This window comes from Aeromonas sp. FL131 (assembly GCF_049860615.1).
In the GTDB taxonomy this organism is placed as follows: domain Bacteria; phylum Pseudomonadota; class Gammaproteobacteria; order Enterobacterales; family Aeromonadaceae; genus Aeromonas; species Aeromonas hydrophila.
Map to the genome: position 1 here is coordinate 1,842,989 of NZ_CP187595.1, position 24,039 is coordinate 1,867,027.

Here is a 24,039-nt window from a genome sequence, read left to right on the forward strand (position 1 = left end):
TGCCGATAACCCCATTTATCGGCATCACCATCACGCAAACCCCGAGCCGAGCCTCTCATCCACAAGCATCATCATGACCACTATGTTACTTCCACCCGCCATGCCGCTGTTCGATGGTCTGGCCTACCTAGAGGCGGGCAACCCTCAGGTCAATCAATATCTTGCCAACCTCAGCCTCAACGATGTGCCCGATGCCGGGTTGGTCTATGAGCTCGCCGTCGACTGGCTGCTGGAGCAGCGCAACAGCGAGAACAACTACAAAACCTATCGCAGCGAGCTGACCACGTTTTTGCACTGGTGCTTCGGCGAAATGCGCATCAGCCCCAAGGATCTGACCCGGCGCATCATGATGCGCTATCTCGATTACTGTCAGGCACCGCCGGCGGCCCTGATTGCCTATCGCAACGTAGCCCAGTTCGTGCTCGACAAGGAGTGGGGAGAACGACTGCCCAATCCCCAATGGCGACCCTTCCTTGGCAAGCGGGAGCTGGGCCGCGAGCTGCCGTACCGCCTCAGCGAACAGGCCATGAAGACCAAACTCGCCATTCTGTCTGCCTTCTTCCAGTTCTTGATCCAGGAAGAGTACATGGACCGCAACCCCGCGCTGTTACTGCAACGGGTGAAGCGCTCAATGCAGCAGGAGTCGGACGACCATGGCCAGGCCTTCAGCGAGTTGCAGTGGTCCTATGTGATGCAGGCAGCCGACCTGCTGGCGGCCGAATCACCAGAGCAGCACGAGCGCAGTCGCTTCCTGATAAGCCTGATGTACGCCTGTTACCTGCGGATCTCGGAAGTCGCGGCAAGACCGGGATTTACCCCCGTCATGGGGCAGTTTCGCCGCGATGGAAAAACCGGCGTCTGGGGCTATTTCATTCCCCGCAGCAAGGGTGGCAAGCGCCGCACCGTGGCGGTCTCCCATGCCTTGCTTGAGGCCCTCAAACGCTATCGGACGTTTCTCGGTCTCTCACCATTACCGGCGCCCGATGAGCAGACTCCGCTGTTTGTGCGCCACAAAGCTGCGGCACATGGCCGGGAACAAGGCGAGCTCAACGCCAACCTCGGGATCCGCCAGCTGCGTGACCTGGTGATGAGCGTCATCCAGACCGCCGCCGAGCTGGCAGAAAAAGATGGGTTTATGCAGGACGGCGCCGAGATGCGCAACCTGACACCACACTCCATTCGTCATACCGGCATCACTCACGACATCAATCTCAACGGACGGCCGTTATCACACGTGCAAGCCGATGCCGGCCACGACAGCATCGACACCACCTCCAAGTACCTGCACACCGGCAACAGCGAGCGCCATGAAAGTGCCAATCACAAACCGCTGGATCGGTTGCACGACTAGGCCTTTCAAAATGAGAGATAACGAAGAGAGAAGTTCAGGAACATGGCTGTGATGGACCTGCGTTTTTTAACCGGCATCACTCCGGATTCTTCTACAACCCAACACCGCGCATAATATACAGGGTTTATGTTTCTTGCGGCCCGTCTGCTAACTTGCGCCAGCAGCAGGCGGCCCCGTAGGGGGCATTGAATATAAACCGCATTATGCGAGGTGAGGGAAGGACACTTTCCAGACCCCCAGAAATCAAAAACCCCGCTATCCATGCGGGGCCTTGCAGGCAAACAACCGACCACGTCAGTCTCTACCTTTCTCCTTCAGGTACTGTCTGTAATCGTCCTCGGTAATACATTCCAGACCCTTCAGGATTAGTAGCTTCAGGATCTCGGTGTCCTTCAAGCTTGTTCGTGTCGCTATCACCGCTTTCACGGTTTCGGACTCAACCCTCCTCCAGGTGCTGTCGTCGATGTGCTTTGACGGCATGGTTTTACTCCTTGTGAACTATCTCTCCAATTCTAACAAAATTGATTCGCAGAATTGAGATTTCTTGACATCTAAGAAATCAGAAGCCAAGATTTGCCCAATATCTGATTTCTTAGAAAGTTAGTTTTGGGTTTCGGAGGCAATCATGGATGCTTTGCACGGGTTCGCAAACAGCGTTTTGGGTAGAGGGGAGGGCGATTCGATGGCCTGCCATCAGGTGCCCGTATACCACGTTTGCCAGCTCTGCGGCGGTGAAGGGTGCGCCGCCTGTTCCGACCTGATGATTCTGGATGGCGACATCCAGCTCGACCCAGAATGGGACGAAGAAATCCACGAGCCCAAAGAAACCATCCAGCAGCGTGTGGCCCGGTACAACTCCGGTCGTAACCGGCTGCTCGCCATCAAGATGCTGCGTGACTGCCTGCTCAATCCCGACCTCTACTGCCCGCGCTGCTTCCAGACCAAGGCCAGCTATCAGGTCACCTGCACCCGCGCCAGTTGCGAGGCCGCCCAATGAGTCGCCAAGCCTTCATCCAATTCTGCTGGCTGAGCCTGCTGTGTGGCGTGTTCGCTGCCTCCTACTACGCATCCTTGGTGACCCAATGAACATCGCCCAGAACCAACAAGTCCCGCTGCCCGAGTGGTTCAACAAGGCCCAAGCCAAGCGGGCCGCCAAATGCGCCCCCCGCGAGATTCAGCCCAACTTTGCGCCCGTCACCAGCACCGCCTGGAACAGCATCGCTAACCTGCGCCGCTGTCAGCCGTTCTCGCCGGAGACTGTCGCCGACAAATTCGCCGCCCTGCCAATCGGCACGGCTTCATGCGCGATATTCAGGGAGAAAATCGCGCTCCGTCACCCTGCTCTGATTGGATGGTTCACCCATGTCTATCAATCGCGCAATGCGTTATTGGGCCTACAAGCTGCTAACGCGGCAATACGCACCATTGACCAGCGGCTGTCTATTTCTGGCGAGCTCGGCGTGCTCCGTTTTTCTGGGGATGACCAGTTTGTTGATACCTTTGCCCAGCGGTTCGCTGACCATACCGGCAAGCTGGTTTCTACTCGGGCTCACGTGGTTGCTCTGCAACTCGTTGTTGAACTGGCTCACCATTACGGCCTGCGTCCTGTGGATACAATCACCGAGGAGCAGGCGCTTGACCCCTATCCGACGCTCAATCGCTGGGCCGATATGGCTTGGGTTCGGTGTCGTATTCGTCGTGTTTCAGCTAGCCGTCTGTACGATACCGCCCGAGAGTACTCCCTTATCAGCGGTCGACTGGCGCCGTATACAACTGATCTCTCTGTTGCTCGCCGCGCCTTTCGTCGTGCCAGAAATGACGAGACTCTTGCGGCTTTGGTTGCGCACAATTCAGAGGATGTTTTTGACGCGGTAGGCATGAAAGACGCCGTAGACGCCAGCGTCAGCAACCTCAAGAACCGCCGTGCCGAGCTCATGGCCCGCCTGTCCGGCTTCTCCAAATGCGCCAAGGAGCAAGGCCATCACGCCATCTTCCTGACGTTCACAACCCCGAGCCGGTTCCACTCTGTTCACCGTAACGGAAATCAAAACCAGAACTGGCTGGAAGCCGGCAAGCCCTCAGTCCGGGATGCCCAGCAATGGCTGGTCAAGACCTTCAACAACATCCGCAAGAAGGCCGACAAAGAGGGCATCAAGCCGTATGGCTTCCGCTTTGCAGAACCGCATCACGACGGCACCCCGCACTGGCACGCCGTGCTGTTCATGACGCTGGCTGACATCAAGACCTATATCAAGATCTGCCGTCACTACATGCTGGCCGATTCAGGCAATGAGCCAGGTGCGCGTCAGCACCGCTTCAAGGTCGTATTCATCGACCCGCGCAAGGGTGACGCTGTGGCGTACTGCTCCAAGTACGTGGCCAAGAACATCGACGGCTTTGCGGTTGGCAATGACCACGAAGCCGGTAAACGTGCCAAGTCCATTGAAACCGCTGCCCGCGTGGATGCATGGAAATCTGATAACAGAATTCGACAGTTCCAGCAGCTCGGCGGCCCGTCCGTACAGGCATGGCGCGAGTTTCGCCGTGTTCGTGAACCCCTTGAACAGGATAACCAGATGCTTCAAGACCTCACCCCCGAGCAGCATTTCGCGCTCGAGAACGTCCGTATGGCCGCCAACGCCGGGGACTGGCAAGCCTTCTGCTGCGCCATGGGCGGTGTGCAGGTTCGTCGCAATGACCAGACCGTGCGGGTCTCCTACGGCATCCCCGAAGCCATGCAGATGCTCTGTGATGAAGACGGCGTCCTCAAGCACAAGCCGCGTGGCCGCACCCAGTTCGGCGACATGGCATCCGACCGCCCCATGGGGTTGATGTTCTCGCAGGTCTTCATCCTGACTCGCGCCAAAGACTGGCTTATCACCTCGAAAGAGAAGTGGGAAGCCGCTTGCCAGAAAACCATGGAAGGCATCAACGAACAGTTTGAAGTGCTCAAGGCCGAGAAGGCTTACGCCTTCATGGAGTACGAAGAATTTGAGCAGATGCGCTTACACGCGATATGCGACCACGAGTCTCGTGTGTGGCTGCTCTATCCCGACACCGAGCGCCTCGCGGGGCCCCCTCTGGGGTGCGAGCCGCACGGCGGCGGCTTGGACCCGTGTCATTAAGTGTCGTGGTTTTTAAATCCCATCAAACCGGAGAAACGAAAAATGGAAATCACTGGAATCATCATGGACGAAGCAGACGTCATCCTGAGCACCCGCAAACGCAACGGGCAGGACGTCAAGGTTGGTAACTGCGTATTCCGGCGAAGTTGAACAGCCATTCCGGCCAACGTGAACACCCTGATCCTTAACGCGCTCACGTCACCCCGTTTCTAACTCGAGTGTTCAGATTGGGTCAACTCACTTCTCCTCTTTCTCATCGATTCTCCCTTCAGTGACAGCCGGTGAGCGTTGTGCATCAGCCGGTCCAGGATCGCATCTGCCAGAGTGTTGTCCCCCAAGCTCGCGTACCACTCTTCCGTTGGCAGCTGACTGACCACGACCGTCGAGTATTTCCCGTACCGATCATCCATGATCTCCAGCAGGGCGTTGCGCTGCTCGGCATTCACCGCTTCCAGTCCCCAGTCATCCAGGATCAGCAGCTCTATCCTTGCCAGTTGACCCAGCAGTCTGGCGTAACTGCCATCTACCTTGGCCTGGCTCAGCTCAAGTAGCAGACGCGGCAGCCGGTAGTAACGAGTGCTGTGCCCCTGCTGACAGGCTTGGTAGCCCAGCGCACAGGCTAGGTAGGTTTTTCCGCAGCCACAGGGGCCGGTAATGAGCAGGTTCTGGCCCCGGCGCAGCCACTCTCCTTGGGCCAGGTTTGCCACCTGTGACCGCTCCAGGTTGCGTGCAGACTGGTAGTCCACCTCTTGCACCGTGGCCTGGAGTTTGAGCCTCGCCTGCTTGACCAGCCGAGCTTGTTTACGCTGCTCCCGGCTCAGTTGTTCGTGTTCGACCAGCAGGCTTAGCCGCTCGATGAAGGGCAGCCCTTCGTAGGTACTTGCCTGTTCCAGTTGTTGTTGCACGGCATCCGCCATGCCGGTCAGTTTCAGGTGTCTCAAGCGGGTCAGCGTTTGTTGGGTCATGGGACGTATCCTCTTTAGTGGAAGCTCTGGGGGCCACGGATGTTCTCGTGCTCTTGCGGTAACTCTGGGTAGCTCAGCGGGCTTGCGGGCAGTTGGTCGCGGCCACTGGTCAGCACCGACTTGAGCTGTTTGAGTCGCACCAGACCTTCCCGGTTGGCCAACTGGCAACAGGCTTCAACCCGTGATGGCGGATACTCCCGGCTAAGACTCAGCAGCCCCAGGCAGAGTCGGTATGCCTGCTCGGCATGGGCTTTCTCTTCCAACCGTTCGCTAACCCAGCACAAGGTGCTCGGTCCGATGTCAGCAGCCCACTGTTTAAGACGCCCTGGGGTCCAGCGTTGCTGCTTGCTGTGACGTTCCGGCATGTGCTCAGGGAGCGTGCTCATCCCCGGGATGGTTTTACGTGGATGGCTCGCGACCAGCTGTTGCTGGTGATAGACCTGAAGCAGTGTGTCGCCTGCATGGAGCTCCAGTTGCTGACCCACATACTGGTGTGGCACCGAGTAATGGTGCTGCTCATAACTGACGTGATAGTCGATGTTGACCTTGACCGTTTTGATGGCGACATAGCGATAGGGATGCACCGGCAGTGGTCCCAGTGCCGGGCGGTCCAACTGCTCAAATGCGTCACGTCGGTTACCGGGCAGTTGCTTGAACGGACGCTCGTTGAGTTCGTTCAGCAAGGCACGGATGCACTGGTTGAGTTCGGCAAGCGAGAAGAAGGTCTGATGGCGTAGACGGGCCAGGATCCAGCGCTCGACGATCTGCACACCCACCTCCGCCTTGGCCTTGTCCTTGGGCTTGTAAGGACGAGCTGGCATCACCGCCACCTGATAGTGCTCGGCCAACTGCTGGTAGCTGGGGTTGAGCTCGGGATCGTATCGGCAAGCCTTGCTGACACCGCTCTTGAGGTTGTCGGGGATCAGCAGTGCCGGTGTCCCGCCGAAAAACTCAAAGGCACGGACATGGCTTTGCAGCCAGTCCGGCAGTGACTGTGACCAGGTGGCCTCGGCAAAGGTGTAGTTGGACGCACCGAGCACGGCGACAAAGACTTGTGCCTGACGGACCTCACCCGTAGTCGGCGACACGATGGGCACCGTGGGCCCGCAGTAGTCGATAAAGAGCTTTTCCCCCGCCTTGTGGATCTGGCGCATGGAGCGCTTTTGCAACTGACACCAGGACTTGTAACGGTCACAGAACTGGGAGTAGCTGTAACAGCTATTGGGATAGCGCTGGGTGTACTCCTCCCAGAGCAGCTGTTTGGAGACCCCCTTGCGCTTGAGCTCCTGATGGACAGAGGGCCAATCCGGCACAACATGGCGGGCCGAGATGGTGGTATCGGCCTGCGGATAGAACAGGGCAGCCAGTCGGCCATCATCAAGCTCGGTAGGTAAGGGCCAGGTAAGGCCGAGCGCCTGGGCACTTTTGAGGAGTTTCTGGATGGAGCCGACACTGACCTTGGTACAGATACTGATTTGGCGAACAGAGAGGTCAGCTTCCAGCCGCAGTCGCAGTACTTCACGAATTTTACGCATTGCAATCCTCTTGGCAGACATAGGCTCTTCCCTGGCAAAAGGGAGAGCGTATCAAAGGTTGTTAAATCAATGCGTTAAGGATGATTCCGGTGAATGTGAACAGTGATTCCGGGATGTTGAACACTGTTTCCGGAAAGGAGGGGCGAAGTGTTCAGGTTGAACCGGAATGAGCGTTCACATTGGTCCGGAAATGGTGTTCACGTTGAATCGGAATTGGTGTTCATGATCGGCCGGAATATGCAGTAACGTCAAGTTCACCACCACCAAGCCTACGGCGGTTATCGACGTCGCTCTGAGCGAGGAACAGGTTGCAGCCAACCAGCACGGCGAATTGCGTGGCATGGTCGGCAGCAAAATCACCCTGCAGATCGAGTACGTCGACAATTCCTATGCCGGTGAAGGCGGTCAGCACAAGAGTTTCAACGGGTTCCGTCTGTTCGCCCTCCCGAACAACGTCAAGAAGGCGTAACCCATGCGCTGCGTCCAGGTCACTGCTGATGGGTTCCTGCAAGCCGTCGATACGGCGGTTTCGCAGTGCCAAGGTACGTACTTGGTCGAGCCCCAAGACCTTGCCACGATGGCCGCATGGTTAGACCCAGCAACCATCGGTGGGCAAGCAACCCTCGTCGCAATGTGCGGCGGGACGTTCTCGGCAATCATCACCGTCTATTTCATGGCGTGGGGATATGCCAAGGCGTCATCCATCGTAAGAATGAGATAAGGAATATCACATGAAAAAAATGACCATCATTGCCGCCATGCTGCTGTCTGCTGGCGCTGCTCAAGCTGCCGACGGTTTTGACATCACCGGCCCTCAAGCCGCCATTTTGGCGATCATCGTCGCGCTGGGTACCTTCCTGGCCACGGTGGGGGTGGCCAAGGTGTCGCTGAACGGGGGTATCTGGGGTTGGAAGAAAATCTCTTCCATGGTGTCGAGCCGTTAAGGTCAAGCAACTGGGGCGGCTTCGGCCGCCCTTTCTTCTTATAGGGGGCTCCCATGATTTGGGCACCAATAATGGTTATTCTAGGGATGGTATTAGCGTATGCGGTCATTGAAGGGTTTAAGGGCCGTTGATATATTCCGGCTCCTCCGATACATATTGAACCCGTTCAGGTTGCTGAAATGGTTCTTTTATTTCTTCTTCCTAAGCCTTGTGGTGTCATTTCTCACCATGTCTCTTTCGCATGCGGCTGAATGGGTTACATCGCCCACTGCTTATAAAGGTTCTTGCAAATACGCCACCACTACTTATGGTTCTGATTGGACTCCGACTCAATGCACAACTTTCTATCAGAATCTTTTAAAGTCTCAAAAACCTGATAATACTGTTACTTTTGTTCAGAACTGGGCGGCAAGTGGTTCTGGTGCATCTTCCTTCCAATGGACTTTTAAATCATGCACACCCGCAAACTCTTGCTCACAGACTGCGCTTGTTCTTAATACGCAGGGTGGCCCCACTGCTTATTGCCCGCCTGATGGTAATCCCGATTTTCTAGTTGGTCCTGTAGTGACTAAAGATGGCACTGTTTGTCAGAAAAAACCTTTGACATGTCTGACTGGTTCTATTCTCGAAACCAACGTCATCACCGGTAAAGAGTTCTGCCGCCCATATTGCCACGGCATTGCCGGTAACACGCTTGGCGCTCCAGGCGCACTCGTTACATTCTTCTCGGGCAATATTGGCTCGTCACAGCTTTCCTGTTATGGCCAGTGCTCCGTGGTGTCCGTTGGTGCGTCGATTAACTCCTTGCAGAATCCGAACGTCTATCAGGGCGTTATCAAGTTCACAGGGCAGAACTGTCCGCTTCAAGTCAGTGGCGAGGATGGCAACGAAACGGTCTCTGGTAACGTTGATGGGCCTACTACGTCACAGGGCACGGCTAACGCTCAGACCCAGCTCCAGAACGCCGCCAGCAGCGCTACGGCGAACCCGATACAGCCATCAACCGGCACGGCCAATCTGAATAATGTGGTCGACAAGATAGCCGAAGTCGGTAATGCCCAAATCAAGGCCAGTGCGCAGCAGAGCGCAGCAACCGGCAAGGTGATTGAGGGGGTAGGGCGAGACATTCAGGCGGCTATCAAGGACTCGGCGTCCGTGGGCAACGCTGGGGCCAGTATCGGCCAGATGCAGACCGCCAACGCCATCAAGGACGGCAACGCCTCGCTCGGTGATAAGCTGGACGCGATCAAGGATGCCATCGAGAAGCAGGACGAAGGGGAGGATTTCCCGCCAGTGGCAACCACCATTGATGCAGACCCGGCGACCATCAATGAGAACCCCAACAACTGGGCGGAACGTAATTACGCGACCGTCTTGCAGAACCATGCGAATAAGATGAAAGAGCTTCCGTTATATTCAGGTGTGAGCGGCTTCTTTCATGTGAACGTGAATGGCGGCAAGTGCCCAGAATTCACCCTTGATATTCCAACGGCAAATTTGCCCGGTGTCGGCTCATTCGGTGGCGGCCAAGTTCAATATTCGTTTTGTGAAACAAACATGGATGTCATTCTGCGCATAATCAAGAGCGTGGTAATTGTTGCATCGACATTCTTCGCAGTCAGATACGCACTGGAGTAAATATCATGTTGGGCGAATTCACTAATTGGCTTTGGGAAATAATAAACAGCTTTGCGCAATGGATATTGTCGATTGTTTTGGCAATCATCCAGTTCGTGAACGATTTCCTGCTGAATACGTTAGAGTTAATACTTGCGGCGATGCGTACCGTTATTGGCATGATACCCATGCCTGATATATTGGCATATAGCCTCAATGACTTATTCTTGGGGCTGCCTGACCAAGTGATGTATTTCCTCGACAAGACCGGATTTTCCTATTCGGTAGCGGTGTTCAGTTCGGCGTTTCTGTTCCGGATTGTGCGCAAGTTCGCGACCCTCTTCCAGTGGTAAGGTGACTGGTCATGTTTATCTTCCACGAGGGTATGCCGGGCTCCGGCAAGAGTTACGAGGCGCTGGTCTTCGTCATCATACCCGCGCTCAAACTGGGCAGGCGTGTCAGGGCGCGTATCAATGGCCTGAACCATGCTCAGATTGCCGCGCTGGCCGAGATACCGGAGGACGTTTGCCGTGATCTGCTGATAGAGATGACGGATGACGAAGTGCTGCGGGTTCATGAGGTAGCCCAAGACAAAGAGCTGATTGTTGTCGACGAAATTCACAAGTATTGGCGGGCAGCCCAGCGCCGCATGGCAGACGACATCACCGACTTTATCTCGGAGCACCGGCACCGCGGTATCGACATCATTGGCATGGGGCAGAACCTCAACGACCTGCACTCCATTTGGCGATTCCGCTGCAACCGCAAGCTGACGTTCATGAAGCTGGACGCCATCGGGCAAGAGAACCGGTACTCATGGACATCCTACAACGGCTCGCTCATCTCAAGCGGCAGGCGCACCCAGGTGGAGTTCACCAAGGTGCAATCTGGTATCCGATCATACGAAACCAAGTATTTCGGCTCCTACGCCTCGACCACCGCCGACGACAACAACATGGGGACGTATTCCGATGACCGGGCGAACGTTCTCAAGGGGTGGAAATTCCGGATTGGCATGCCGCTGGCTGGGATCTCTCTGGTGGCATCCTGCATCGGCATGTACTTCATCATGACCGGATTCAGCGACCCGGTTGTTGAGAAACCGGAGTCTCCGAAGCAAGAGCAAGTCGAGCCTGGAACGCCGCAGAACGGTACGCCGGATGGTGCGGCTCCCAAGCCCAAATCCAGACCCAAGCCGCAGGGCGATTTCTTTCTTGATTCGGTGGGGGAGAACCGTATCGCCTTGACCTATCTCCTCACCGTGGACGGCAACCTCGTCGACTTCAACGTGGAGGTCTGGGACAAGTCGGACAACGTTCTCGAAGTCTGGAGACAGGTCGACCTGCTGGATCTTGGCTGGACTCTCACTCTCAAGCCCTCCGGTGTCCTGGCCGAGAAGGGCGATACCAAGATGCTGTTTCGGGAACGGAACGCCAAGCCGCGTGTCTCCTCTCCGGACCGGAGTGAAATCCCGACCGAAGTCGCCAAGGCAAGCACCGATGTATTCTGATGCGCGAGCAATTGCATGAGCGAATTTGATCGTCTCCACGTTTGAATTTAGTGAGCGAAATTCAGTGTGTTTGCCTACAATGAATGATGTAAACGGAATTCAAAAAGGAGAGGGGAAAATGGTGAAGGTCAATTTCGAGTACGCCAGCGGAATACTGGAGGGGTTTTGCTCTGAGACAGGGAATGATTTCTCTTGGTTCAAGGGAGACACGCGGGTTGATGTGAGTAACGAAGGCGCGGATATCGCCGAATTGCCAGTCCCAGAAGGCTTTACAGTGGTTCAGGTCAAGAAACTGATCAGGGAGTCTTTCTATGTCTAGGGGCGGGGTTCGAGAAGGCGCCGGACGACCCAAGGGAGAGGCCACGACCATGGTGCGCGTCCCCGAAGGGTGTTTGGAACAGGTGAGGGCAGTGATAACCGATCACAGAAATCATGTGGATCGTCCTGCTGGCGGCGGGTTGGTTTATGACTGGCAGCCCCTCACACAACGCCCAGAGCCAGGGCGCAAGATCGTGGTCTGGCATGCCGCTGAATTTCAGTTCGCCGAGCACTCGGTCAATTCGGAGTGGCTGTTACGTCAGATCGATATGAAGAAAATCAAGCACGTTACAGCTTGGTGCTATCAGCACCCTATAACGCCACCCAGCTTTGACACCAAGAGGTGAAATGATGCCAATCATGGACTTAACCAAAGCATTTGCCGTGCTGGTCTTCTTGGGCCTGCTGCTTGGTGCCCATCAGTTCGGATACCCGATCACCACGTGGTACTTCATTTTCGTGGTGGTTGTATCGCTGCCCTTGGGTTGGGCGCTCTTGTTGGGGGTTGCCTGTATCGCCGGGTGGAGTGAAGATCGTGCCCGTGCCAGACGTCGTGCCAAGGCCGCAGCTCGTAAGCTGGCTGATGGTCAATGAGTCAGGGCGAAGCCCTATAAGGCGGCTCACAGATGCCGATTGTCGTGACGTCGGTGAGCCCGCCGAAACTTCTTTGGAATGCTGCTGTGAGGTGGAAACCTCCCATTCCTGCAAAACCGGCAGTTGAGGCGATCAGAACCAGATGCCGGTGAGCGCCGCAGCGCCCGCAAATGCTCAACAGGGCAACCCATTATCTCTGATGCCGATAAAGCTAGTTATCGGCATAACGCTCTGCGCCGGCAGCCTCTCGATGCGCTGGCCACGATAGATTGTCCCGTCACCGCGCATAATATACAGGGTTTATGTTTCTTGCGGCCCGTCTGCTAACTTGCGCCAGCAGCAGGCGGCCCCGTAGGGGGCATTGAATATAAACCGCATTATGCGAGGTGAGGGAAGGACACTTTCCAGACCCCCAGAAATCAAAAACCCCGCTATCCATGCGGGGCCTTGCAGGCAAACAACCGACCACGTCAGTCTCTACCTTTCTCCTTCAGGTACTGTCTGTAATCGTCCTCGGTAATACATTCCAGACCCTTCAGGATTAGTAGCTTCAGGATCTCGGTGTCCTTCAAGCTTGTTCGTGTCGCTATCACCGCTTTCACGGTTTCGGACTCAACCCTCCTCCAGGTGCTGTCGTCGATGTGCTTTGACGGCATGGTTTTACTCCTTGTGAACTATCTCTCCAATTCTAACAAAATTGATTCGCAGAATTGAGATTTCTTGACATCTAAGAAATCAGAAGCCAAGATTTGCCCAATATCTGATTTCTTAGAAAGTTAGTTTTGGGTTTCGGAGGCAATCATGGATGCTTTGCACGGGTTCGCAAACAGCGTTTTGGGTAGAGGGGAGGGCGATTCGATGGCCTGCCATCAGGTGCCCGTATACCACGTTTGCCAGCTCTGCGGCGGTGAAGGGTGCGCCGCCTGTTCCGACCTGATGATTCTGGATGGCGACATCCAGCTCGACCCAGAATGGGACGAAGAAATCCACGAGCCCAAAGAAACCATCCAGCAGCGTGTGGCCCGGTACAACTCCGGTCGTAACCGGCTGCTCGCCATCAAGATGCTGCGTGACTGCCTGCTCAATCCCGACCTCTACTGCCCGCGCTGCTTCCAGACCAAGGCCAGCTATCAGGTCACCTGCACCCGCGCCAGTTGCGAGGCCGCCCAATGAGTCGCCAAGCCTTCATCCAATTCTGCTGGCTGAGCCTGCTGTGTGGCGTGTTCGCTGCCTCCTACTACGCATCCTTGGTGACCCAATGAACATCGCCCAGAACCAACAAGTCCCGCTGCCCGAGTGGTTCAACAAGGCCCAAGCCAAGCGGGCCGCCAAATGCGCCCCCCGCGAGATTCAGCCCAACTTTGCGCCCGTCACCAGCACCGCCTGGAACAGCATCGCTAACCTGCGCCGCTGTCAGCCGTTCTCGCCGGAGACTGTCGCCGACAAATTCGCCGCCCTGCCAATCGGCACGGCTTCATGCGCGATATTCAGGGAGAAAATCGCGCTCCGTCACCCTGCTCTGATTGGATGGTTCACCCATGTCTATCAATCGCGCAATGCGTTATTGGGCCTACAAGCTGCTAACGCGGCAATACGCACCATTGACCAGCGGCTGTCTATTTCTGGCGAGCTCGGCGTGCTCCGTTTTTCTGGGGATGACCAGTTTGTTGATACCTTTGCCCAGCGGTTCGCTGACCATACCGGCAAGCTGGTTTCTACTCGGGCTCACGTGGTTGCTCTGCAACTCGTTGTTGAACTGGCTCACCATTACGGCCTGCGTCCTGTGGATACAATCACCGAGGAGCAGGCGCTTGACCCCTATCCGACGCTCAATCGCTGGGCCGATATGGCTTGGGTTCGGTGTCGTATTCGTCGTGTTTCAGCTAGCCGTCTGTACGATACCGCCCGAGAGTACTCCCTTATCAGCGGTCGACTGGCGCCGTATACAACTGATCTCTCTGTTGCTCGCCGCGCCTTTCGTCGTGCCAGAAATGACGAGACTCTTGCGGCTTTGGTTGCGCACAATTCAGAGGATGTTTTTGACGCGGTAGGCATGAAAGACGCCGTAGACGCCAGCGTCAGCAACCTCAAGAACCGCCGTGCCGAGCTCATGGCCCGCCTGTCCGGCTTCTCCAAATGCGCCAAGGAGCAAGGCCATCACGCCATCTTCCTGACGTTCACAACCCCGAGCCGGTTCCACTCTGTTCACCGTAACGGAAATCAAAACCAGAACTGGCTGGAAGCCGGCAAGCCCTCAGTCCGGGATGCCCAGCAATGGCTGGTCAAGACCTTCAACAACATCCGCAAGAAGGCCGACAAAGAGGGCATCAAGCCGTATGGCTTCCGCTTTGCAGAACCGCATCACGACGGCACCCCGCACTGGCACGCCGTGCTGTTCATGACGCTGGCTGACATCAAGACCTATATCAAGATCTGCCGTCACTACATGCTGGCCGATTCAGGCAATGAGCCAGGTGCGCGTCAGCACCGCTTCAAGGTCGTATTCATCGACCCGCGCAAGGGTGACGCTGTGGCGTACTGCTCCAAGTACGTGGCCAAGAACATCGACGGCTTTGCGGTTGGCAATGACCACGAAGCCGGTAAACGTGCCAAGTCCATTGAAACCGCTGCCCGCGTGGATGCATGGAAATCTGATAACAGAATTCGACAGTTCCAGCAGCTCGGCGGCCCGTCCGTACAGGCATGGCGCGAGTTTCGCCGTGTTCGTGAACCCCTTGAACAGGATAACCAGATGCTTCAAGACCTCACCCCCGAGCAGCATTTCGCGCTCGAGAACGTCCGTATGGCCGCCAACGCCGGGGACTGGCAAGCCTTCTGCTGCGCCATGGGCGGTGTGCAGGTTCGTCGCAATGACCAGACCGTGCGGGTCTCCTACGGCATCCCCGAAGCCATGCAGATGCTCTGTGATGAAGACGGCGTCCTCAAGCACAAGCCGCGTGGCCGCACCCAGTTCGGCGACATGGCATCCGACCGCCCCATGGGGTTGATGTTCTCGCAGGTCTTCATCCTGACTCGCGCCAAAGACTGGCTTATCACCTCGAAAGAGAAGTGGGAAGCCGCTTGCCAGAAAACCATGGAAGGCATCAACGAACAGTTTGAAGTGCTCAAGGCCGAGAAGGCTTACGCCTTCATGGAGTACGAAGAATTTGAGCAGATGCGCTTACACGCGATATGCGACCACGAGTCTCGTGTGTGGCTGCTCTATCCCGACACCGAGCGCCTCGCGGGGCCCCCTCTGGGGTGCGAGCCGCACGGCGGCGGCTTGGACCCGTGTCATTAAGTGTCGTGGTTTTTAAATCCCATCAAACCGGAGAAACGAAAAATGGAAATCACTGGAATCATCATGGACGAAGCAGACGTCATCCTGAGCACCCGCAAACGCAACGGGCAGGACGTCAAGGTTGGTAACGTCAAGTTCACCACCACCAAGCCTACGGCGGTTATCGACGTCGCTCTGAGCGAGGAACAGGTTGCAGCCAACCAGCACGGCGAATTGCGTGGCATGGTCGGCAGCAAAATCACCCTGCAGATCGAGTACGTCGACAATTCCTATGCCGGTGAAGGCGGTCAGCACAAGAGTTTCAACGGGTTCCGTCTGTTCGCCCTCCCGAACAACGTCAAGAAGGCGTAACCCATGCGCTGCGTCCAGGTCACTGCTGATGGGTTCCTGCAAGCCGTCGATACGGCGGTTTCGCAGTGCCAAGGTACGTACTTGGTCGAGCCCCAAGACCTTGCCACGATGGCCGCATGGTTAGACCCAGCAACCATCGGTGGGCAAGCAACCCTCGTCGCAATGTGCGGCGGGACGTTCTCGGCAATCATCACCGTCTATTTCATGGCGTGGGGATATGCCAAGGCGTCATCCATCGTAAGAATGAGATAAGGAATATCACATGAAAAAAATGACCATCATTGCCGCCATGCTGCTGTCTGCTGGCGCTGCTCAAGCTGCCGACGGTTTTGACATCACCGGCCCTCAAGCCGCCATTTTGGCGATCATCGTCGCGCTGGGTACCTTCCTGGCCACGGTGGGGGTGGCCAAGGTGTCGCTGAACGGGGGTATCTGGGGTTGGAAGAAAATCTCTTCCATGGTGTCGAGCCGTTAAGGTCAAGCAACTGGGGCGGCTTCGGCCGCCCTTTCTTCTTATAGGGGGCTCCCATGATTTGGGCACCAATAATGGTTATTCTAGGGATGGTATTAGCGTATGCGGTCATTGAAGGGTTTAAGGGCCGTTGATATATTCCGGCTCCTCCGATACATATTGAACCCGTTCAGGTTGCTGAAATGGTTCTTTTATTTCTTCTTCCTAAGCCTTGTGGTGTCATTTCTCACCATGTCTCTTTCGCATGCGGCTGAATGGGTTACATCGCCCACTGCTTATAAAGGTTCTTGCAAATACGCCACCACTACTTATGGTTCTGATTGGACTCCGACTCAATGCACAACTTTCTATCAGAATCTTTTAAAGTCTCAAAAACCTGATAATACTGTTACTTTTGTTCAGAACTGGGCGGCAAGTGGTTCTGGTGCATCTTCCTTCCAATGGACTTTTAAATCATGCACACCCGCAAACTCTTGCTCACAGACTGCGCTTGTTCTTAATACGCAGGGTGGCCCCACTGCTTATTGCCCGCCTGATGGTAATCCCGATTTTCTAGTTGGTCCTGTAGTGACTAAAGATGGCACTGTTTGTCAGAAAAAACCTTTGACATGTCTGACTGGTTCTATTCTCGAAACCAACGTCATCACCGGTAAAGAGTTCTGCCGCCCATATTGCCACGGCATTGCCGGTAACACGCTTGGCGCTCCAGGCGCACTCGTTACATTCTTCTCGGGCAATATTGGCTCGTCACAGCTTTCCTGTTATGGCCAGTGCTCCGTGGTGTCCGTTGGTGCGTCGATTAACTCCTTGCAGAATCCGAACGTCTATCAGGGCGTTATCAAGTTCACAGGGCAGAACTGTCCGCTTCAAGTCAGTGGCGAGGATGGCAACGAAACGGTCTCTGGTAACGTTGATGGGCCTACTACGTCACAGGGCACGGCTAACGCTCAGACCCAGCTCCAGAACGCCGCCAGCAGCGCTACGGCGAACCCGATACAGCCATCAACCGGCACGGCCAATCTGAATAATGTGGTCGACAAGATAGCCGAAGTCGGTAATGCCCAAATCAAGGCCAGTGCGCAGCAGAGCGCAGCAACCGGCAAGGTGATTGAGGGGGTAGGGCGAGACATTCAGGCGGCTATCAAGGACTCGGCGTCCGTGGGCAACGCTGGGGCCAGTATCGGCCAGATGCAGACCGCCAACGCCATCAAGGACGGCAACGCCTCGCTCGGTGATAAGCTGGACGCGATCAAGGATGCCATCGAGAAGCAGGACGAAGGGGAGGATTTCCCGCCAGTGGCAACCACCATTGATGCAGACCCGGCGACCATCAATGAGAACCCCAACAACTGGGCGGAACGTAATTACGCGACCGTCTTGCAGAACCATGCGAATAAGATGAAAGAGCTTCCGTTATATTCAGGTGTGAGCGGCTTCTTTCATGTGAACGTGAATGGCGGCAAGTGCCCAGAATTCACCCTTGATATTCCAACGGCAAATTTGCCCGGTGTCGGCTCATTCGGTGGCGGCCAAGTTCAATATTCGTTTTGTGAAACAAACATGGATGTCATTCTGCGCATAATCAAGAGCGTGGTAATTGTTGCATCGACATTCTTCGCAGTCAGATACGCACTGGAGTAAATATCATGTTGGGCGAATTCACTAATTGGCTTTGGGAAATAATAAACAGCTTTGCGCAATGGATATTGTCGATTGTTTTGGCAATCATCCAGTTCGTGAACGATTTCCTGCTGAATACGTTAGAGTTAATACTTGCGGCGATGCGTACCGTTATTGGCATGATACCCATGCCTGATATATTGGCATATAGCCTCAATGACTTATTCTTGGGGCTGCCTGACCAAGTGATGTATTTCCTCGACAAGACCGGATTTTCCTATTCGGTAGCGGTGTTCAGTTCGGCGTTTCTGTTCCGGATTGTGCGCAAGTTCGCGACCCTCTTCCAGTGGTAAGGTGACTGGTCATGTTTATCTTCCACGAGGGTATGCCGGGCTCCGGCAAGAGTTACGAGGCGCTGGTCTTCGTCATCATACCCGCGCTCAAACTGGGCAGGCGTGTCAGGGCGCGTATCAATGGCCTGAACCATGCTCAGATTGCCGCGCTGGCCGAGATACCGGAGGACGTTTGCCGTGATCTGCTGATAGAGATGACGGATGACGAAGTGCTGCGGGTTCATGAGGTAGCCCAAGACAAAGAGCTGATTGTTGTCGACGAAATTCACAAGTATTGGCGGGCAGCCCAGCGCCGCATGGCAGACGACATCACCGACTTTATCTCGGAGCACCGGCACCGCGGTATCGACATCATTGGCATGGGGCAGAACCTCAACGACCTGCACTCCATTTGGCGATTCCGCTGCAACCGCAAGCTGACGTTCATGAAGCTGGACGCCATCGGGCAAGAGAACCGGTACTCATGGACATCCTACAACGGCTCGCTCATCTCAAGCGGCAGGCGCACCCAGGTGGAGTTCACCAAGGTGCAATCTGGTATCCGATCATACGAAACCAAGTATTTCGGCTCCTACGCCTCGACCACCGCCGACGACAACAACATGGGGACGTATTCCGATGACCGGGCGAACGTTCTCAAGGGGTGGAAATTCCGGATTGGCATGCCGCTGGCTGGGATCTCTCTGGTGGCATCCTGCATCGGCATGTACTTCATCATGACCGGATTCAGCGACCCGGTTGTTGAGAAACCGGAGTCTCCGAAGCAAGAGCAAGTCGAGCCTGGAACGCCGCAGAACGGTACGCCGGATGGTGCGGCTCCCAAGCCCAAATCCAGACCCAAGCCGCAGGGCGATTTCTTTCTTGATTCGGTGGGGGAGAACCGTATCGCCTTGACCTATCTCCTCACCGTGGACGGCAACCTCGTCGACTTCAACGTGGAGGTCTGGGACAAGTCGGACAACGTTCTCGAAGTCTGGAGACAGGTCGACCTGCTGGATCTTGGCTGGACTCTCACTCTCAAGCCCTCCGGTGTCCTGGCCGAGAAGGGCGATACCAAGATGCTGTTTCGGGAACGGAACGCCAAGCCGCGTGTCTCCTCTCCGGACCGGAGTGAAATCCCGACCGAAGTCGCCAAGGCAAGCACCGATGTATTCTGATGCGCGAGCAATTGCATGAGCGAATTTGATCGTCTCCACGTTTGAATTTAGTGAGCGAAATTCAGTGTGTTTGCCTACAATGAATGATGTAAACGGAATTCAAAAAGGAGAGGGGAAAATGGTGAAGGTCAATTTCGAGTACGCCAGCGGAATACTGGAGGGGTTTTGCTCTGAGACAGGGAATGATTTCTCTTGGTTCAAGGGAGACACGCGGGTTGATGTGAGTAACGAAGGCGCGGATATCGCCGAATTGCCAGTCCCAGAAGGCTTTACAGTGGTTCAGGTCAAGAAACTGATCAGGGAGTCTTTCTATGTCTAGGGGCGGGGTTCGAGAAGGCGCCGGACGACCCAAGGGAGAGGCCACGACCATGGTGCGCGTCCCCGAAGGGTGTTTGGAACAGGTGAGGGCAGTGATAACCGATCACAGAAATCATGTGGATCGTCCTGCTGGCGGCGGGTTGGTTTATGACTGGCAGCCCCTCACACAACGCCCAGAGCCAGGGCGCAAGATCGTGGTCTGGCATGCCGCTGAATTTCAGTTCGCCGAGCACTCGGTCAATTCGGAGTGGCTGTTACGTCAGATCGATATGAAGAAAATCAAGCACGTTACAGCTTGGTGCTATCAGCACCCTATAACGCCACCCAGCTTTGACACCAAGAGGTGAAATGATGCCAATCATGGACTTAACCAAAGCATTTGCCGTGCTGGTCTTCTTGGGCCTGCTGCTTGGTGCCCATCAGTTCGGATACCCGATCACCACGTGGTACTTCATTTTCGTGGTGGTTGTATCGCTGCCCTTGGGTTGGGCGCTCTTGTTGGGGGTTGCCTGTATCGCCGGGTGGAGTGAAGATCGTGCCCGTGCCAGACGTCGTGCCAAGGCCGCAGCTCGTAAGCTGGCTGATGGTCAATGAGTCAGGGCGAAGCCCTATAAGGCGGCTCACAGATGCCGATTGTCGTGACGTCGGTGAGCCCGCCGAAACTTCTTTGGAATGCTGCTGTGAGGTGGAAACCTCCCATTCCTGCAAAACCGGCAGTTGAGGCGATCAGAACCAGATGCCGGTGAGCGCCGCAGCGCCCGCAAATGCTCAACAGGGCAACCCATTATCTCTGATGCCGATAAAGCTAGTTATCGGCATAACGCTCTGCGCCGGCAGCCTCTCGATGCGCTGGCCACGATAGATTGTCCCGTCACCGCGCATAATATACAGGGTTTATGTTTCTTGCGGCCCGTCTGCTAACTTGCGCCAGCAGCAGGCGGCCCCGTAGGGGGCATTGAATATAAACCGCATTATGCGAGGTGAGGGAAGGACACTTTCCAGACCCCCAGAAATCAAAAACCCCGCTATCCATGCGGGGCCTTGCAGGCAAACAACCGACCACGTCAGTCTCTACCTTTCTCCTTCAGGTACTGTCTGTAATCGTCCTCGGTAATACATTCCAGACCCTTCAGGATTAGTAGCTTCAGGATCTCGGTGTCCTTCAAGCTTGTTCGTGTCGCTATCACCGCTTTCACGGTTTCGGACTCAACCCTCCTCCAGGTGCTGTCGTCGATGTGCTTTGACGGCATGGTTTTACTCCTTGTGAACTATCTCTCCAATTCTAACAAAATTGATTCGCAGAATTGAGATTTCTTGACATCTAAGAAATCAGAAGCCAAGATTTGCCCAATATCTGATTTCTTAGAAAGTTAGTTTTGGGTTTCGGAGGCAATCATGGATGCTTTGCACGGGTTCGCAAACAGCGTTTTGGGTAGAGGGGAGGGCGATTCGATGGCCTGCCATCAGGTGCCCGTATACCACGTTTGCCAGCTCTGCGGCGGTGAAGGGTGCGCCGCCTGTTCCGACCTGATGATTCTGGATGGCGACATCCAGCTCGACCCAGAATGGGACGAAGAAATCCACGAGCCCAAAGAAACCATCCAGCAGCGTGTGGCCCGGTACAACTCCGGTCGTAACCGGCTGCTCGCCATCAAGATGCTGCGTGACTGCCTGCTCAATCCCGACCTCTACTGCCCGCGCTGCTTCCAGACCAAGGCCAGCTATCAGGTCACCTGCACCCGCGCCAGTTGCGAGGCCGCCCAATGAGTCGCCAAGCCTTCATCCAATTCTGCTGGCTGAGCCTGCTGTGTGGCGTGTTCGCTGCCTCCTACTACGCATCCTTGGTGACCCAATGAACATCGCCCAGAACCAACAAGTCCCGCTGCCCGAGTGGTTCAACAAGGCCCAAGCCAAGCGGGCCGCCAAATGCGCCCCCCGCGAGATTCAGCCCAACTTTGCGCCCGTCACCAGCACCGCCTGGAACAGCATCGCTAACCTGCGCCGCTGTCAGCCGTTCTCGCCGGAGACTGTCGCCGACAAATTCGCCGCCCTGCCAATCGGCACGGCTTCATGCGCGATATTCAGGGAGAAAATCGCGCTCCGTCACCCTGCTCTGATTGGATGGTTCACCCATGTCTATCAATCGCGCAATGCGTTATTGGGCCTACAAGCTGCTAACGCGGCAATACGCACCATTGACCAGCGGCTGTCTATTTCTGGCGAGCTCGGCGTGCTCCGTTTTTCTGGGGATGACCAGTTTGTTGATACCTTTGCCCAGCGGTTCGCTGACCATACCGGCAAGCTGGTTTCTACTCGGGCTCACGTGGTTGCTCTGCAACTCGTTGTTGAACTGGCTCACCATTACGGCCTGCGTCCTGTGGATACAATCACCGAGGAGCAGGCGCTTGACCCCTATCCGACGCTCAATCGCTGGGCCGATATGGCTTGGGTTCGGTGTCGTATTCGTCGTGTTTCAGCTAGCCGTCTGTACGATACCGCCCGAGAGTACTCCCTTATCAGCGGTCGACTGGCGCCGTATACAACTGATCTCTCTGTTGCTCGCCGCGCCTTTCGTCGTGCCAGAAATGACGAGACTCTTGCGGCTTTGGTTGCGCACAATTCAGAGGATGTTTTTGACGCGGTAGGCATGAAAGACGCCGTAGACGCCAGCGTCAGCAACCTCAAGAACCGCCGTGCCGAGCTCATGGCCCGCCTGTCCGGCTTCTCCAAATGCGCCAAGGAGCAAGGCCATCACGCCATCTTCCTGACGTTCACAACCCCGAGCCGGTTCCACTCTGTTCACCGTAACGGAAATCAAAACCAGAACTGGCTGGAAGCCGGCAAGCCCTCAGTCCGGGATGCCCAGCAATGGCTGGTCAAGACCTTCAACAACATCCGCAAGAAGGCCGACAAAGAGGGCATCAAGCCGTATGGCTTCCGCTTTGCAGAACCGCATCACGACGGCACCCCGCACTGGCACGCCGTGCTGTTCATGACGCTGGCTGACATCAAGACCTATATCAAGATCTGCCGTCACTACATGCTGGCCGATTCAGGCAATGAGCCAGGTGCGCGTCAGCACCGCTTCAAGGTCGTATTCATCGACCCGCGCAAGGGTGACGCTGTGGCGTACTGCTCCAAGTACGTGGCCAAGAACATCGACGGCTTTGCGGTTGGCAATGACCACGAAGCCGGTAAACGTGCCAAGTCCATTGAAACCGCTGCCCGCGTGGATGCATGGAAATCTGATAACAGAATTCGACAGTTCCAGCAGCTCGGCGGCCCGTCCGTACAGGCATGGCGCGAGTTTCGCCGTGTTCGTGAACCCCTTGAACAGGATAACCAGATGCTTCAAGACCTCACCCCCGAGCAGCATTTCGCGCTCGAGAACGTCCGTATGGCCGCCAACGCCGGGGACTGGCAAGCCTTCTGCTGCGCCATGGGCGGTGTGCAGGTTCGTCGCAATGACCAGACCGTGCGGGTCTCCTACGGCATCCCCGAAGCCATGCAGATGCTCTGTGATGAAGACGGCGTCCTCAAGCACAAGCCGCGTGGCCGCACCCAGTTCGGCGACATGGCATCCGACCGCCCCATGGGGTTGATGTTCTCGCAGGTCTTCATCCTGACTCGCGCCAAAGACTGGCTTATCACCTCGAAAGAGAAGTGGGAAGCCGCTTGCCAGAAAACCATGGAAGGCATCAACGAACAGTTTGAAGTGCTCAAGGCCGAGAAGGCTTACGCCTTCATGGAGTACGAAGAATTTGAGCAGATGCGCTTACACGCGATATGCGACCACGAGTCTCGTGTGTGGCTGCTCTATCCCGACACCGAGCGCCTCGCGGGGCCCCCTCTGGGGTGCGAGCCGCACGGCGGCGGCTTGGACCCGTGTCATTAAGTGTCGTGGTTTTTAAATCCCATCAAACCGGAGAAACGAAAAATGGAAATCACTGGAATCATCATGGACGAAGCAGACGTCATCCTGAGCACCCGCAAACGCAACGGGCAGGACGTCAAGGTTGGTAACGTCAAGTTCACCACCACCAAGCCTACGGCGGTTATCGACGTCGCTCTGAGCGAGGAACAGGTTGCAGCCAACCAGCACGGCGAATTGCGTGGCATGGTCGGCAGCAAAATCACCCTGCAGATCGAGTACGTCGACAATTCCTATGCCGGTGAAGGCGGTCAGCACAAGAGTTTCAACGGGTTCCGTCTGTTCGCCCTCCCGAACAACGTCAAGAAGGCGTAACCCATGCGCTGCGTCCAGGTCACTGCTGATGGGTTCCTGCAAGCCGTCGATACGGCGGTTTCGCAGTGCCAAGGTACGTACTTGGTCGAGCCCCAAGACCTTGCCACGATGGCCGCATGGTTAGACCCAGCAACCATCGGTGGGCAAGCAACCCTCGTCGCAATGTGCGGCGGGACGTTCTCGGCAATCATCACCGTCTATTTCATGGCGTGGGGATATGCCAAGGCGTCATCCATCGTAAGAATGAGATAAGGAATATCAC

Annotated in this window: 31 protein-coding genes; 25 read left to right on the forward strand and 6 right to left on the reverse strand. The window is 55.8% G+C overall.

The genetic code is table 11. From position 1 onward, the window contains the following. Nucleotides 1-73: 73 nt before the first annotated feature. Entirely contained in the window at nucleotides 74-1,351 is a 1,278-nt protein-coding gene (locus ACPW75_RS08600; protein ID WP_077097765.1) for a tyrosine-type recombinase/integrase, read from the forward strand. 294 nt (nucleotides 1,352-1,645) lie between these two features. Here the strand turns inward: ACPW75_RS08600 and ACPW75_RS08605 are convergent, their stop codons facing one another. Then, nucleotides 1,646-1,831 carry a hypothetical protein gene (locus tag ACPW75_RS08605; protein ID WP_077098259.1) on the reverse strand — a complete coding sequence of 62 codons (186 nt, stop codon included), beginning with the start codon at nucleotides 1,829-1,831 and terminating at the stop codon, nucleotides 1,646-1,648. Nucleotides 1,832-2,033: 202 nt separating this feature from the next. Between ACPW75_RS08605 and ACPW75_RS08610 the strand changes: the two genes are divergently transcribed. After that, complete coding sequence (locus ACPW75_RS08610; RefSeq protein WP_077098258.1) at nucleotides 2,034-2,348, forward strand: hypothetical protein; 315 nt, start codon at nucleotides 2,034-2,036, stop codon at nucleotides 2,346-2,348. Nucleotides 2,349-2,433: 85 nt separating this feature from the next. Next, nucleotides 2,434-4,476 carry a replication endonuclease gene (locus tag ACPW75_RS08615; protein ID WP_077098256.1) on the forward strand — a complete coding sequence of 681 codons (2,043 nt, stop codon included), beginning with the start codon at nucleotides 2,434-2,436 and terminating at the stop codon, nucleotides 4,474-4,476. A gap of 209 nt (nucleotides 4,477-4,685) precedes the next feature. Here the strand turns inward: ACPW75_RS08615 and istB are convergent, their stop codons facing one another. The 3 genes from istB to ACPW75_RS08630 form a co-directional block, all read right to left on the reverse strand. After that, the gene (gene istB / locus ACPW75_RS08620) at nucleotides 4,686-5,441 is read right to left on the reverse strand and encodes an IS21-like element ISAs29 family helper ATPase IstB (RefSeq protein WP_000194037.1); all 756 of its coding nucleotides are present in this window, start codon (nucleotides 5,439-5,441) and stop codon (nucleotides 4,686-4,688) included. A gap of 14 nt (nucleotides 5,442-5,455) precedes the next feature. Next, nucleotides 5,456-6,997 carry an IS21-like element ISAs29 family transposase gene (gene istA / locus ACPW75_RS08625; RefSeq protein WP_001274811.1) on the reverse strand — a complete coding sequence of 514 codons (1,542 nt, stop codon included), beginning with the start codon at nucleotides 6,995-6,997 and terminating at the stop codon, nucleotides 5,456-5,458. Nucleotides 6,998-7,196: 199 nt separating this feature from the next. Beyond that, the gene (locus tag ACPW75_RS08630) at nucleotides 7,197-7,517 is read right to left on the reverse strand and encodes a hypothetical protein (protein ID WP_425904435.1); all 321 of its coding nucleotides are present in this window, start codon (nucleotides 7,515-7,517) and stop codon (nucleotides 7,197-7,199) included. A gap of 190 nt (nucleotides 7,518-7,707) precedes the next feature. On the opposite strand from ACPW75_RS08630, the gene ACPW75_RS08635 reads away from it, so the two are divergent. The 7 genes from ACPW75_RS08635 to ACPW75_RS08665 all read left to right on the forward strand — a co-directional run bounded on the left by ACPW75_RS08635 (nucleotide 7,708) and on the right by ACPW75_RS08665 (nucleotide 11,959). Further along, nucleotides 7,708-7,920 carry a hypothetical protein gene (locus tag ACPW75_RS08635; RefSeq protein WP_019841175.1) on the forward strand — a complete coding sequence of 71 codons (213 nt, stop codon included), beginning with the start codon at nucleotides 7,708-7,710 and terminating at the stop codon, nucleotides 7,918-7,920. Nucleotides 7,921-8,091: 171 nt separating this feature from the next. Beyond that, the gene (locus tag ACPW75_RS08640) at nucleotides 8,092-9,558 is read left to right on the forward strand and encodes a hypothetical protein (RefSeq protein ID WP_143239040.1); all 1,467 of its coding nucleotides are present in this window, start codon (nucleotides 8,092-8,094) and stop codon (nucleotides 9,556-9,558) included. A 5-nt stretch (nucleotides 9,559-9,563) separates the two neighbouring features. Next, on the forward strand, nucleotides 9,564-9,890 hold the full coding sequence (locus ACPW75_RS08645) for a hypothetical protein (RefSeq protein ID WP_077098249.1): 327 nt from the start codon (nucleotides 9,564-9,566) through the stop codon (nucleotides 9,888-9,890). Nucleotides 9,891-9,901: 11 nt separating this feature from the next. Continuing rightward, a complete protein-coding gene (locus ACPW75_RS08650; protein ID WP_077098246.1) occupies nucleotides 9,902-11,047 on the forward strand; it encodes a zonular occludens toxin domain-containing protein in 1,146 nt (381 codons plus the stop codon). A 118-nt stretch (nucleotides 11,048-11,165) separates the two neighbouring features. Next, nucleotides 11,166-11,366 carry a hypothetical protein gene (locus ACPW75_RS08655; protein WP_077098244.1) on the forward strand — a complete coding sequence of 67 codons (201 nt, stop codon included), beginning with the start codon at nucleotides 11,166-11,168 and terminating at the stop codon, nucleotides 11,364-11,366. Nucleotides 11,367-11,415: 49 nt separating this feature from the next. Further along, nucleotides 11,416-11,712, forward strand: coding sequence for a hypothetical protein (locus ACPW75_RS08660; protein ID WP_143239039.1), 297 nt, complete (start codon nucleotides 11,416-11,418; stop codon nucleotides 11,710-11,712). A 13-nt stretch (nucleotides 11,713-11,725) separates the two neighbouring features. Further along, complete coding sequence (locus ACPW75_RS08665) at nucleotides 11,726-11,959, forward strand: hypothetical protein (RefSeq protein ID WP_143239038.1); 234 nt, start codon at nucleotides 11,726-11,728, stop codon at nucleotides 11,957-11,959. A gap of 470 nt (nucleotides 11,960-12,429) precedes the next feature. On the opposite strand, the gene ACPW75_RS08670 is transcribed toward ACPW75_RS08665, so the two are convergent. Next, nucleotides 12,430-12,615: a hypothetical protein gene (locus tag ACPW75_RS08670; protein ID WP_077098259.1), complete on the reverse strand. Its 186-nt coding sequence runs from the start codon at nucleotides 12,613-12,615 to the stop codon at nucleotides 12,430-12,432. A gap of 202 nt (nucleotides 12,616-12,817) precedes the next feature. Here ACPW75_RS08670 and ACPW75_RS08675 point away from each other — a divergent pair, with 202 nt between their 5' ends. The 11 genes from ACPW75_RS08675 to ACPW75_RS08725 all read left to right on the forward strand — a co-directional run bounded on the left by ACPW75_RS08675 (nucleotide 12,818) and on the right by ACPW75_RS08725 (nucleotide 20,125). Further along, a complete protein-coding gene (locus tag ACPW75_RS08675) occupies nucleotides 12,818-13,132 on the forward strand; it encodes a hypothetical protein (protein WP_077098258.1) in 315 nt (104 codons plus the stop codon). An 85-nt stretch (nucleotides 13,133-13,217) separates the two neighbouring features. Then, nucleotides 13,218-15,260: a replication endonuclease gene (locus ACPW75_RS08680; RefSeq protein ID WP_077098256.1), complete on the forward strand. Its 2,043-nt coding sequence runs from the start codon at nucleotides 13,218-13,220 to the stop codon at nucleotides 15,258-15,260. A 63-nt stretch (nucleotides 15,261-15,323) separates the two neighbouring features. Further along, nucleotides 15,324-15,611 carry a hypothetical protein gene (locus ACPW75_RS08685; protein WP_077098254.1) on the forward strand — a complete coding sequence of 96 codons (288 nt, stop codon included), beginning with the start codon at nucleotides 15,324-15,326 and terminating at the stop codon, nucleotides 15,609-15,611. 3 nt (nucleotides 15,612-15,614) lie between these two features. After that, nucleotides 15,615-15,863 (forward strand): hypothetical protein, encoded by a 249-nt coding sequence (locus ACPW75_RS08690; RefSeq protein WP_077098252.1) that lies wholly within the window; start codon nucleotides 15,615-15,617, stop codon nucleotides 15,861-15,863. 10 nt (nucleotides 15,864-15,873) lie between these two features. Continuing rightward, nucleotides 15,874-16,086, forward strand: coding sequence for a hypothetical protein (locus ACPW75_RS08695; protein ID WP_019841175.1), 213 nt, complete (start codon nucleotides 15,874-15,876; stop codon nucleotides 16,084-16,086). Nucleotides 16,087-16,257: 171 nt separating this feature from the next. After that, nucleotides 16,258-17,724, forward strand: a complete 1,467-nt coding sequence (locus tag ACPW75_RS08700) for a hypothetical protein (protein ID WP_143239040.1) — start codon at nucleotides 16,258-16,260, stop codon at nucleotides 17,722-17,724. Between the two features lie 5 nt (nucleotides 17,725-17,729). After that, nucleotides 17,730-18,056 (forward strand): hypothetical protein, encoded by a 327-nt coding sequence (locus tag ACPW75_RS08705; RefSeq protein WP_077098249.1) that lies wholly within the window; start codon nucleotides 17,730-17,732, stop codon nucleotides 18,054-18,056. An 11-nt stretch (nucleotides 18,057-18,067) separates the two neighbouring features. Beyond that, nucleotides 18,068-19,213, forward strand: a complete 1,146-nt coding sequence (locus tag ACPW75_RS08710) for a zonular occludens toxin domain-containing protein (protein WP_077098246.1) — start codon at nucleotides 18,068-18,070, stop codon at nucleotides 19,211-19,213. A 118-nt stretch (nucleotides 19,214-19,331) separates the two neighbouring features. Next, nucleotides 19,332-19,532: a hypothetical protein gene (locus tag ACPW75_RS08715; protein ID WP_077098244.1), complete on the forward strand. Its 201-nt coding sequence runs from the start codon at nucleotides 19,332-19,334 to the stop codon at nucleotides 19,530-19,532. A 49-nt stretch (nucleotides 19,533-19,581) separates the two neighbouring features. Continuing rightward, the gene (locus tag ACPW75_RS08720) at nucleotides 19,582-19,878 is read left to right on the forward strand and encodes a hypothetical protein (protein WP_143239039.1); all 297 of its coding nucleotides are present in this window, start codon (nucleotides 19,582-19,584) and stop codon (nucleotides 19,876-19,878) included. Nucleotides 19,879-19,891: 13 nt separating this feature from the next. Then, nucleotides 19,892-20,125: a hypothetical protein gene (locus ACPW75_RS08725; RefSeq protein WP_143239038.1), complete on the forward strand. Its 234-nt coding sequence runs from the start codon at nucleotides 19,892-19,894 to the stop codon at nucleotides 20,123-20,125. Between the two features lie 470 nt (nucleotides 20,126-20,595). On the opposite strand, the gene ACPW75_RS08730 is transcribed toward ACPW75_RS08725, so the two are convergent. Further along, a complete protein-coding gene (locus tag ACPW75_RS08730) occupies nucleotides 20,596-20,781 on the reverse strand; it encodes a hypothetical protein (RefSeq protein ID WP_077098259.1) in 186 nt (61 codons plus the stop codon). A 202-nt stretch (nucleotides 20,782-20,983) separates the two neighbouring features. Here ACPW75_RS08730 and ACPW75_RS08735 point away from each other — a divergent pair, with 202 nt between their 5' ends. From ACPW75_RS08735 to ACPW75_RS08750, 4 genes are all read left to right on the forward strand, one after another. Continuing rightward, nucleotides 20,984-21,298 carry a hypothetical protein gene (locus tag ACPW75_RS08735; protein ID WP_077098258.1) on the forward strand — a complete coding sequence of 105 codons (315 nt, stop codon included), beginning with the start codon at nucleotides 20,984-20,986 and terminating at the stop codon, nucleotides 21,296-21,298. Nucleotides 21,299-21,383: 85 nt separating this feature from the next. After that, a complete protein-coding gene (locus ACPW75_RS08740) occupies nucleotides 21,384-23,426 on the forward strand; it encodes a replication endonuclease (RefSeq protein ID WP_077098256.1) in 2,043 nt (680 codons plus the stop codon). Nucleotides 23,427-23,489: 63 nt separating this feature from the next. Then, a complete protein-coding gene (locus tag ACPW75_RS08745; RefSeq protein WP_077098254.1) occupies nucleotides 23,490-23,777 on the forward strand; it encodes a hypothetical protein in 288 nt (95 codons plus the stop codon). Nucleotides 23,778-23,780: 3 nt separating this feature from the next. After that, the gene (locus ACPW75_RS08750; protein WP_077098252.1) at nucleotides 23,781-24,029 is read left to right on the forward strand and encodes a hypothetical protein; all 249 of its coding nucleotides are present in this window, start codon (nucleotides 23,781-23,783) and stop codon (nucleotides 24,027-24,029) included. Nucleotides 24,030-24,039 lie beyond the last annotated feature (10 nt).

Coding starts and splice junctions, on each gene's coding strand:
- ACPW75_RS08600 (WP_077097765.1), top strand. CDS start 74: ATGACCACTATGTTACTTCCACCCGCCATGCCGCTGTTCGATGGTCTG.
- ACPW75_RS08605 (WP_077098259.1), bottom strand. CDS start 1,831: ATGCCGTCAAAGCACATCGACGACAGCACCTGGAGGAGGGTTGAGTCC.
- ACPW75_RS08610 (WP_077098258.1), top strand. CDS start 2,034: ATGGCCTGCCATCAGGTGCCCGTATACCACGTTTGCCAGCTCTGCGGC.
- ACPW75_RS08615 (WP_077098256.1), top strand. CDS start 2,434: ATGAACATCGCCCAGAACCAACAAGTCCCGCTGCCCGAGTGGTTCAAC.
- istB (WP_000194037.1), bottom strand. CDS start 5,441: ATGACCCAACAAACGCTGACCCGCTTGAGACACCTGAAACTGACCGGC.
- istA (WP_001274811.1), bottom strand. CDS start 6,997: ATGTCTGCCAAGAGGATTGCAATGCGTAAAATTCGTGAAGTACTGCGA.
- ACPW75_RS08635 (WP_019841175.1), top strand. CDS start 7,708: ATGAAAAAAATGACCATCATTGCCGCCATGCTGCTGTCTGCTGGCGCT.
- ACPW75_RS08645 (WP_077098249.1), top strand. CDS start 9,564: ATGTTGGGCGAATTCACTAATTGGCTTTGGGAAATAATAAACAGCTTT.
- ACPW75_RS08650 (WP_077098246.1), top strand. CDS start 9,902: ATGTTTATCTTCCACGAGGGTATGCCGGGCTCCGGCAAGAGTTACGAG.
- ACPW75_RS08655 (WP_077098244.1), top strand. CDS start 11,166: ATGGTGAAGGTCAATTTCGAGTACGCCAGCGGAATACTGGAGGGGTTT.
- ACPW75_RS08660 (WP_143239039.1), top strand. CDS start 11,416: ATGGTGCGCGTCCCCGAAGGGTGTTTGGAACAGGTGAGGGCAGTGATA.
- ACPW75_RS08665 (WP_143239038.1), top strand. CDS start 11,726: ATGGACTTAACCAAAGCATTTGCCGTGCTGGTCTTCTTGGGCCTGCTG.
- ACPW75_RS08670 (WP_077098259.1), bottom strand. CDS start 12,615: ATGCCGTCAAAGCACATCGACGACAGCACCTGGAGGAGGGTTGAGTCC.
- ACPW75_RS08675 (WP_077098258.1), top strand. CDS start 12,818: ATGGCCTGCCATCAGGTGCCCGTATACCACGTTTGCCAGCTCTGCGGC.
- ACPW75_RS08680 (WP_077098256.1), top strand. CDS start 13,218: ATGAACATCGCCCAGAACCAACAAGTCCCGCTGCCCGAGTGGTTCAAC.
- ACPW75_RS08685 (WP_077098254.1), top strand. CDS start 15,324: ATGGACGAAGCAGACGTCATCCTGAGCACCCGCAAACGCAACGGGCAG.
- ACPW75_RS08690 (WP_077098252.1), top strand. CDS start 15,615: ATGCGCTGCGTCCAGGTCACTGCTGATGGGTTCCTGCAAGCCGTCGAT.
- ACPW75_RS08695 (WP_019841175.1), top strand. CDS start 15,874: ATGAAAAAAATGACCATCATTGCCGCCATGCTGCTGTCTGCTGGCGCT.
- ACPW75_RS08705 (WP_077098249.1), top strand. CDS start 17,730: ATGTTGGGCGAATTCACTAATTGGCTTTGGGAAATAATAAACAGCTTT.
- ACPW75_RS08710 (WP_077098246.1), top strand. CDS start 18,068: ATGTTTATCTTCCACGAGGGTATGCCGGGCTCCGGCAAGAGTTACGAG.
- ACPW75_RS08715 (WP_077098244.1), top strand. CDS start 19,332: ATGGTGAAGGTCAATTTCGAGTACGCCAGCGGAATACTGGAGGGGTTT.
- ACPW75_RS08720 (WP_143239039.1), top strand. CDS start 19,582: ATGGTGCGCGTCCCCGAAGGGTGTTTGGAACAGGTGAGGGCAGTGATA.
- ACPW75_RS08725 (WP_143239038.1), top strand. CDS start 19,892: ATGGACTTAACCAAAGCATTTGCCGTGCTGGTCTTCTTGGGCCTGCTG.
- ACPW75_RS08730 (WP_077098259.1), bottom strand. CDS start 20,781: ATGCCGTCAAAGCACATCGACGACAGCACCTGGAGGAGGGTTGAGTCC.
- ACPW75_RS08735 (WP_077098258.1), top strand. CDS start 20,984: ATGGCCTGCCATCAGGTGCCCGTATACCACGTTTGCCAGCTCTGCGGC.
- ACPW75_RS08740 (WP_077098256.1), top strand. CDS start 21,384: ATGAACATCGCCCAGAACCAACAAGTCCCGCTGCCCGAGTGGTTCAAC.
- ACPW75_RS08745 (WP_077098254.1), top strand. CDS start 23,490: ATGGACGAAGCAGACGTCATCCTGAGCACCCGCAAACGCAACGGGCAG.
- ACPW75_RS08750 (WP_077098252.1), top strand. CDS start 23,781: ATGCGCTGCGTCCAGGTCACTGCTGATGGGTTCCTGCAAGCCGTCGAT.